This is a genomic window from Neobacillus drentensis NBRC 102427 (assembly GCF_001591445.1).
GTDB lineage: Bacteria > Bacillota > Bacilli > Bacillales > Cytobacillaceae > Neobacillus > Neobacillus drentensis.
This window is the reverse complement of the sequence record NZ_BCUX01000094.1, coordinates 1-8084: the sequence shown is the minus strand read 5'-3', so window position 1 is coordinate 8084 and position 8084 is coordinate 1. Positions and strand designations below refer to the sequence as shown.

General features: G+C 41.2%; 10 protein-coding genes and 1 other RNA gene. 4 read left to right on the top strand and 7 right to left on the bottom strand.

Features of this window, described 5'->3' with window-relative positions; genetic code table 11:
* Positions 1-194: 194 nt before the first annotated feature.
* The 7 genes from BDR01S_RS23810 to tadA all read right to left on the bottom strand — a co-directional run bounded on the left by BDR01S_RS23810 (position 195) and on the right by tadA (position 4449).
* Entirely contained in the window at positions 195-458 is a 264-nt protein-coding gene (locus BDR01S_RS23810; protein ID WP_066249195.1) for a pro-sigmaK processing inhibitor BofA family protein, read from the bottom strand.
* Positions 459-546: 88 nt separating this feature from the next.
* Complete coding sequence (locus BDR01S_RS23805; RefSeq protein WP_066249193.1) at positions 547-765, bottom strand: YaaL family protein; 219 nt, start codon at positions 763-765, stop codon at positions 547-549.
* Positions 766-786: 21 nt separating this feature from the next.
* Positions 787-1383: a recombination mediator RecR gene (recR, locus tag BDR01S_RS23800; protein WP_066249191.1), complete on the bottom strand. Its 597-nt coding sequence runs from the start codon at positions 1381-1383 to the stop codon at positions 787-789.
* Between the two features lie 17 nt (positions 1384-1400).
* Positions 1401-1721: a YbaB/EbfC family nucleoid-associated protein gene (locus BDR01S_RS23795; protein ID WP_066259542.1), complete on the bottom strand. Its 321-nt coding sequence runs from the start codon at positions 1719-1721 to the stop codon at positions 1401-1403.
* A 30-nt stretch (positions 1722-1751) separates the two neighbouring features.
* A complete protein-coding gene (gene dnaX / locus BDR01S_RS23790; protein ID WP_066249189.1) occupies positions 1752-3440 on the bottom strand; it encodes a DNA polymerase III subunit gamma/tau in 1689 nt (562 codons plus the stop codon).
* 145 nt (positions 3441-3585) lie between these two features.
* An RNA gene (gene ffs / locus BDR01S_RS23785) (signal recognition particle sRNA large type) lies at positions 3586-3850 on the bottom strand.
* Between the two features lie 77 nt (positions 3851-3927).
* Positions 3928-4449: a tRNA adenosine(34) deaminase TadA gene (tadA, locus tag BDR01S_RS23780; protein ID WP_066249186.1), complete on the bottom strand. Its 522-nt coding sequence runs from the start codon at positions 4447-4449 to the stop codon at positions 3928-3930.
* 81 nt (positions 4450-4530) lie between these two features.
* On the opposite strand from tadA, the gene BDR01S_RS23775 reads away from it, so the two are divergent.
* The 4 genes from BDR01S_RS23775 (at position 4531) to BDR01S_RS23760 (ending at position 7985) form a co-directional block, all read left to right on the top strand.
* Positions 4531-5106, top strand: a complete 576-nt coding sequence (locus BDR01S_RS23775; protein WP_066249183.1) for a cysteine hydrolase family protein — start codon at positions 4531-4533, stop codon at positions 5104-5106.
* Positions 5107-5143: 37 nt separating this feature from the next.
* On the top strand, positions 5144-6430 hold the full coding sequence (locus BDR01S_RS23770; RefSeq protein WP_066249180.1) for a glycosyl hydrolase family 18 protein: 1287 nt from the start codon (positions 5144-5146) through the stop codon (positions 6428-6430).
* 196 nt (positions 6431-6626) lie between these two features.
* Positions 6627-7274 carry a deoxynucleoside kinase gene (locus BDR01S_RS23765; RefSeq protein ID WP_066249178.1) on the top strand — a complete coding sequence of 216 codons (648 nt, stop codon included), beginning with the start codon at positions 6627-6629 and terminating at the stop codon, positions 7272-7274.
* A 15-nt stretch (positions 7275-7289) separates the two neighbouring features.
* Positions 7290-7985 (top strand): deoxynucleoside kinase, encoded by a 696-nt coding sequence (locus BDR01S_RS23760; RefSeq protein ID WP_066249176.1) that lies wholly within the window; start codon positions 7290-7292, stop codon positions 7983-7985.
* The last annotated feature ends 99 nt before the right edge of the window (positions 7986-8084 follow it).

Here is an 8084-nt window from a genome sequence, read left to right as displayed (position 1 = left end):
TTTCTCAATCGCCAAATGCGACTTTATTATCATACCAAGTCACCAACCAGAAGTCAACAACTTTTTTTCGTTTGTTTCACATCGTCTCTGTGACGACTTTTCATATATTACAGCATATTTATACATTGGTCAACACTTTTTTATAAATAGTTTTATTAATAGAAAAAACCGCTTTTTCCAGCGGTTTCAGTGACTTACATTACCCATTGTTGAATGGCAACCAAGGCGAATAGTCCCGGAATTCCCAGAAAGCCCGAGACAGCGGAGGTAGCAAAATTAATGGGCACATGAATGCCATAGCGGTTACCTGCCGCGTTTAGGAAGAATAAAAAGAGCGCTCCAATCACTAATTTAATGGCAGCCTGTCCAACGTATCTGGCAGGCTTAAAGGGTGCACCAGTAAACAATAGGATAAGTATTAATCCTCCGAGGATGGATATTACAATAATTGGTTCCAAAAAAGCTATCCCCCTTCATAAGTCACTTTGTTTCAACTTATGTACAAGTTGAGAAAAATAGACCTAAAAAAGGCAATAGCTTGTTTTATTATCTCATTAAGGTAACATTCCGCTGCTTCGCTTCTCTTAATAGAAAGATATACTTTGCCTCGGCGATTTTTGTTTGGCAAATCACTTCTTCGGAAGGATCGAAACTCTTTTCCAACAGCAGCTTTTCCTGCTGCCAATGTTCTTTATATCGATTCAACTGCATTAACAGCTTTTCATTATACTCTTTACGAAGCCGCCCTTTACGCTGAAAAAACATGAGTGATTCCCCCGCGTCTTCTTAAAATTCTCTTCGCCCTTCAATTGCTTTCGATAAGGTGACCTCATCCGCATATTCTAGGTCACCGCCAACCGGCAGACCATGAGCAATTCTCGTCGTTTTGATCCCTGAAGGCCTTAACAACCGGGAAATGTACATAGCAGTAGCTTCCCCTTCAATATTAGGGTTAGTCGCAAGGATTACTTCCGTTACTGTTTCATCCTGAAGACGTTTTAAGAGGTCAGGGATATTGATATCCTCAGGCCCAATTCCGTCCATTGGGGATATTGCCCCGTGGAGTACATGGTACAATCCGTTGAATTCTTTCATTTTTTCCATTGCTATCACATCTTTAGGATCTTGGACAACACAGATAATACTCTTATCCCGCCGTTGGTCTTCACAAATATAACATGGGTCTTGATCCGTGATATGACCACAAACAGAACAATAAGTTAAATTTCGTTTCGCATTCACTAGTGCTTTGGCAAAATCAAGCACCGTATCCTCTTTCATACTTAGGACAAAAAAAGCCAGACGACCGGCCGTTTTCGGACCGATACCTGGCAGCTTCATAAAGCTGTCAATCAGCTTAGAGATTGGTTCAGGATAATGCATGTTTTTCTATTCCTCTCTTAAAAAGGAAGGTTCATTCCTTTTGTGAATTGCCCCATCGTGCTATTGGTTAACTCTTCTACCTTTTTAAGAGCATCATTTGTTGCTGCTAAAACAAGGTCTTGAAGCATTTCGATATCATCAGGGTCGACTGCTTCCGGTTTAATTATTACATCGACGACTTCCTTATGACCTGTTACCACTACTGTAACCATCCCACCGCCTGCAGAACCTTCAATCTTCTTTTCACCTAATTCTTCTTGTGCTTCTGCCATTTTCTTTTGCATTTTTTGCATTTGTTTCATCATATTTTGCATATTTCCCATTCCGCCACCACGCATCATTACCATCTACCTCCAAATAATTAGTTATTAATCAATAATTTCTACAAATTCAGCGCCAAATAATTTCTTGGCTTCTGCAATATGAGGTTCTTCTTCCTTCGTTGCTTCACTGGTTTCACCTTCAGCACCATCATGGCTATTCAAAAAGCTTTCGCGAATTGGCAGCCACTGGTCTTCCGGGACACCTAAGATTGTAAATCTTATTCCTGTTAATTTATGTAAAGCTGCGACAACTGCATCCAGAAAGTCAGTTCGACTCATCGCCATTTGGCAAATCATTTCATGCTTGAATTTTATAATAAAGGCAGTAGAGGACGCCGCAATCGGCTCTGCATCATTTAACAAGGCGGCTTGTGATTTCAATAGACTTGCCCGCAATTCGCCCCAATTGGTCTTAATTGCATTTAAATCGCTTTTTGTTGCCTGTTTTAACACTTCATTTATTCTTCCAACCGCTGGCTGAAAGGTCTTTTTAGAAGTTCTCGGCGCAGACTTCTGTGCTTGTGGTGCCGTCTCTTGTGTGACAGCCGCCACACCGTTTGCCCTTAAGTGTTGCAGTTCTGACTCCAGCTGACCGATTCTTGCGATTAATTCTTCCATTTGTGCCGGTTGTGCCTGCACGGTTTGTTTTCCTTCCATTTGGCACAACTTTACGATCGCTACTTCCAGGAAAATCCTTGGGTGGTTCGTCCAACGCATTTCTTGTTGTGTTTTATTTAAGAGATCGATGAGCTGGTAGATCTGATCCATCGAAATCGTTTCAGCCATGACTCGAAAATCCTCATCAAGCATCACTCTTTCCAAGGATTCTTCCAAGTTAGGTGCCGTTTTATACAACAGCATATCACGATAAAATAAGATTAAATCCTCAATAAATCGCATCGGGTCTTTTCCATGAAATAAAAGTTCATCCAATGCCTCCAGCCCGCTCGCAACATCCTTTTCTCGGAAGGCTAAAGCTAGCTTATTCAAAAATCCCTGCGATACGGAACCGGTTACCGTTAACGCATCCTCGATTGATACCTGGTCCTCGCTATACGAGATGGCCTGATCCAAAAGACTAAGTGCATCACGCATCCCGCCATCTGCTGCCCTAGCAATCAGTTGCAGTGCCCGCTCATCACAATTAATCCCAGATTCATCAATGATTAATTTCATCCGTTTGACGATGGCCCCAGCGGTAATCCGTCTAAAGTCAAAGCGCTGACATCTTGAAATAATCGTTAATGGGATTTTATGAGGTTCTGTCGTTGCTAAAATAAAGATAACATGCTTCGGCGGTTCTTCTAATGTTTTTAACAAGGCATTAAATGCACTGATGGAGAGCATATGTACTTCATCAATAATATAGACCTTGTATTGAACTGAAGTAGGTGCAAATTTGACCTTATCAAGAACATCGCGCATTTCTTCAACACGTGAGTTTGAAGCAGCATCAAATTCCAAAACATCTGAGATGGTCCCATTGGTAATCCCGAGACAGGCGGCACACTCATTACATGGCTCTGAAACAGGAGAACGTTCACAGTTGATTGCCTTTGCTAATATTTTAGCCGCACTTGTTTTCCCCGTTCCTCTCGGTCCTGAAAAAAGATAAGCGTGTGAGATCTTTTGCTGAAGCAGGGCGTTTTGTAATGTCTTGGTTACATGTTCTTGTCCTACTACATCTATAAATGTTTGAGGCCGCCAAACACGGTATAAAGCCTGATAAGCCAATTGACAATCGCCCCCTTCAAAATTTTCAACTTTCCACTTTCCCTATTATACCTTAACCATTTTGCATTTTACAAAATGAATATATATGAATAGACAAAAAAACTCATCCCAAGTCTGAGATGAGTTAATTTATGTAATATAACTGCCGTGCACCTTCCGTCGACTAACGCCCATAAGCGTTACTTAAGCAGTTAGCTCGGCCCAGGCCGCCCTGCGGCACATGGGAGCGTCCACTTAATGCTGCTTCCTTCCGGACCTGACATGGTTCATGGATTCCCATTGCGCAGGACCCGGGCGTCAACACCACTTACTTAAGGCAGACCCTACAGGTCGTTAGCCTCGGGAAGGGATTCAGTCCCGCTAGAGCGGATTGCGGGTACAGGGCACCGCTACCTCCCCACCTAGCACGGCAAAGTTGATACCAAAGTTTTGTGCGTCGTAATTAACGCTTTTTTAGTATACAAATATTCTTGTAAAAAAGCAATCTTTATTCACTGTAAATATCTGTAATATGATCCATTTGCCTTTTTTTCTCAAGCTTTTTCCGATCCCTAATTTTTCGAAAGAAATCAGAGAGCATTTGCCCGCAATCTTTTTCTAATACACCGCTCGTAACCTCACTCTGATGGTTGAAACGTTCATCCCCCAATAGATTCATGAGAGTTCCGCAACAACCGCCCTTAGGGTCTGCCGCGCCATAAACCACCCTTTTCACTCTAGCTAAAATGATTGCACCTGCACACATCGGACATGGCTCTAATGTGACATATAATGTAGACTCTTCCAGACGCCACGAACCTATGTCCTTGCAGGCTCGATCAATAGCTAATAGTTCGGCATGAGCGATGGCATTTTGCTCGTTCTCGCGTAAATTATATGCCCGGGCAACAATCTTTCCTTCCATAACAATGACTGCACCAATCGGCACCTCATTCCGCTCTTCTGCCTTTTTCGCTTCTTTGATTGCTTCTCTCATAAAATCTTCATCTTGCAAATGCTCAATTGCCATGATATTTCCCCTTTACTTATCTGAGCAGCAGGATAAAACGGACTCCCTCACAGCAAAATAGGAGGTGAAGGAGAGAGACAAATGACCCAAATCCGTCCCGCGCTTATTATTATCGATATGATTAATAACTTTGATTTTACCCATGGTCCCATTCTTGCCAAAAAGGCTGCCCGTATTGCCGGCTCTATCAAAAATATAAAAAATCAATTTAACGAAAGAAATTTACCCGTTATCTTCATTAACGACCATTATAATTTATGGCAGGCCGATTTACATAAAATTATTGACCTCTGCACAAACGAACGTAGCTCGCCTGTTTTTGAACTACTGCTTCCCGAGGAGAAGGATTTATTTTTAATCAAACCGAAGCATTCGGCTTTTTATGGAACAGCACTAAATACCTTGCTGCACCAACTGAAAGTAACGACACTTATTCTTACAGGGATTGCCGGAAATATTTGTGTACTATTCACGGCAAATGATGCTTATATGCGTGAATATGAATTACTTGTTCCCGAGGATTGTATTTCCTCTGCTGACGACAACGATAATAAGTACGCCTTAACGATGATGGAGAATGTCTTAAAGGCAAGGATTTACCCTAGTACAGATGAAATTTACCAGCATTATATCATTTATTCGCCCCCTCCCTCATAAAATAGTTGCAACGCATATTTACAAGGGAGGGATTAGCATGCAAATCCATGTGGTAAAACCTAATGAATCGTTAACTACGATCGCGAGAACTTACCATTCAACCACTCAAGATATCGTTGAGGCCAATGATTTACCCAATCCAAACAATCTTGTCATTGGACAGTCACTTGTCATTCCGATTATCGGTCACTTTTACTTCGTCCAGCCCGGAGATTCCCTATTATCAATCTCGAGAAAGGTGGGCGTCTCCGCTCAGGAGCTTGCCACCATCAATCGATTGAATGTAAATCAGCACCTTAATGTGGGTTTTCGTCTCTACATTCCCCAAGGTAAAAAAAGAAACGCAGAATTTAATGCGTACGTCGAACCGCGCGGCACCACTGTAGCCCCGGTCTTGGAAACCAGTGCCCGTGAGGCCGCACCCTATTTAACTTATTTGGCCCCATTTAGCTTTCAAGTCCGCCGTGACGGCACATTAAAAGCACCGTTACTAAATAACTTTCCTGCCATCGCTAAAGCCAACCGCAACGTCTTAATGATGGTCATAAACAATCAAGAAAATGACCAGTTCAGTGATGAGCTCGGCCGAATATTATTAAATAACATGGCCATTCAAGATAAGTTCCTTAATAACATTGTCTCGACTGCCAATAAGTATGGCTTCCGTGACATCCACTTTGACTTTGAGTTTTTACGCCCTGCCGACCGCGAGGCCTATAATCGCTTCTTACGAAAGGCAAAACAACGATTCAAAAGTCAGGGCTGGCTTATGTCAACAGCCCTTGCACCTAAGACCAGTGCCACGCAAAAGGGGAAATGGTATGAGGGGCATGACTATAAGGCACACGGGGAAATTGCCGATTTTGTTGTCATTATGACCTATGAATGGGGCTATAGTGGTGGCCCTGCGATGGCGGTATCGCCAATTGACCAAGTGAGAAGAGTTTTGGAATACGCTGTAACTGAGATCCCCTCGAATAAAATTATGATGGGCCAAAACCTCTATGGCTATGATTGGACCTTACCATTCGTGCAGGGGTCTGTGGCCAAGGCCGTGAGCCCGCAGCAAGCGATACAGCTTGCCGCAAGCCACCATGTTCCCATTCAATATGACACGAAGGCACAGGCACCATTTTTTAAATACTCAAGTGCCGGGAAACAGCATGAGGTTTGGTTTGAGGATGCCCGCTCAATCCAGGCAAAGTTTAATTTAATTAAAGAGTTAAATCTTAGGGGCATGAGCTATTGGAAACTAGGTCTAGCCTTCCCGCAAAACTGGCTATTAATCGTGGACAATTTCACTGTCACCAAACATGGGTCGTAAATATTTTTTCTACAAAAACTGCCTTCATTCGGCAGTTTTTTCATATTTTTGACATAAATCCTGTGACTTCTAAATATTCCTTATCCCTTCCTGAGTGAGATTATGATAAAATAAAAACTGCATGTTTTTAGTAGACCAAAAATCCGGTTATCCGGTGAAACATAGAGTGAAGGCAGCTTTCGAAGGAGGACTTGCAATGGGGGATACACCCTTTATTACCGTTGAAGGGCCGATTGGTGTTGGAAAAACATCACTCGCAAAGGCCATTTCAGCGCAATTTGAATTTGCATTACTAAAAGAGATTGTTGATGAAAATCCATTTTTAGGGAAATTCTATGAAAATATTGAGGAGTGGAGTTTTCAAACGGAAATGTTTTTCCTCTGCAATCGCTTTAAGCAATTAGGGGATATCAATGCCCATTTCTTAAGTCAAAATCAGTCCGTAGTAGCCGATTATCATATCTTCAAGAATTTAATTTTTGCAAAGCGTTCATTAAGCACTGACGAATATCAAAAATATTATAAAATTTATCAGATTCTTACCGAGGATATGCCGAAGCCTAACGTGATTATTTATCTGAATGCAAGCCTAGACACGCTGTTAAAACGCATCAAAGTAAGAGGGCGCGAAGTGGAGAAAAATATCAGCCCCTTATATTTAGAGCAATTATCGCTTGATTATGAAGAAACAATGATCATTTTTGAAAAAGAACATCCAGAAATACCAGTCCTGCGCTTTAGCGGGGATGAATTGGATTTTGTAAAAAATGAACAGGATTTAAACCATATTATTGGTCAGTTATCATTAGCATTAAAAAAAAGCAGCTGGACTAAAACACTATAGAACAGGGGAATGTTAGTGAGTATCGTTATTGGTGGTATGATTGGTCTTGGAAAAACAAGTGTAGCTGACACATTGAATGCACACTTTCAAAATAGAGGAATTGAGAGCAAGGTGTTTTATGAATCGGTGGATGATAATCCAATTTTGCCTCTCTATTATGAACTAACACCTGAAGAATTAGATGCCAAAAGAATACCTTTCCTGCTTCAATTATTTTTCTTAAATAAACGCTTTAAAACAGTTAAGGAATGTGTCAGTTGGGAAGAGCCTGTTTACACCATTCAGGATCGGTCTATTTATGAGGATTGGTATTTTGCCTATGTAAATAAATCGTTAGGCAGAATATCAGATTTGGAATTTAAAATTTACGAAGACCTAGTTGAAAATATGCTGGAAGAACTAAATGAACTGCCAAGAAAAGCTCCAGATTTAATGGTGTACTTAAAAGGTTCATTTGATACAGTCATTGATCGGATTATGGCGCGCGGCCGAAGCTTTGAAATTAACCCTGAGCTGAAGGAGTATTACTTTGAAGTGTGGAAGGGTTATGATGAGTGGGTTATGAATCAGTATGCAGCAAGCGAAGTATTAGTGATTGATATGGATACGACTGATGTTGTAAAATGCGATGAAGATGCCACTAGAGTCTGCCGTGCGGTCGAAGATAAATTACAAGAAATTTTAAATATGAGAACAGCACATATTGGGTAAACCAATATGCGCTGTTTTTTTTTGATCAAAAAAAAAATCCGTTACATATAATGTAACGAACCTTTATCTCCAGTTTTTTATGCGCGATTTTAAAATTAA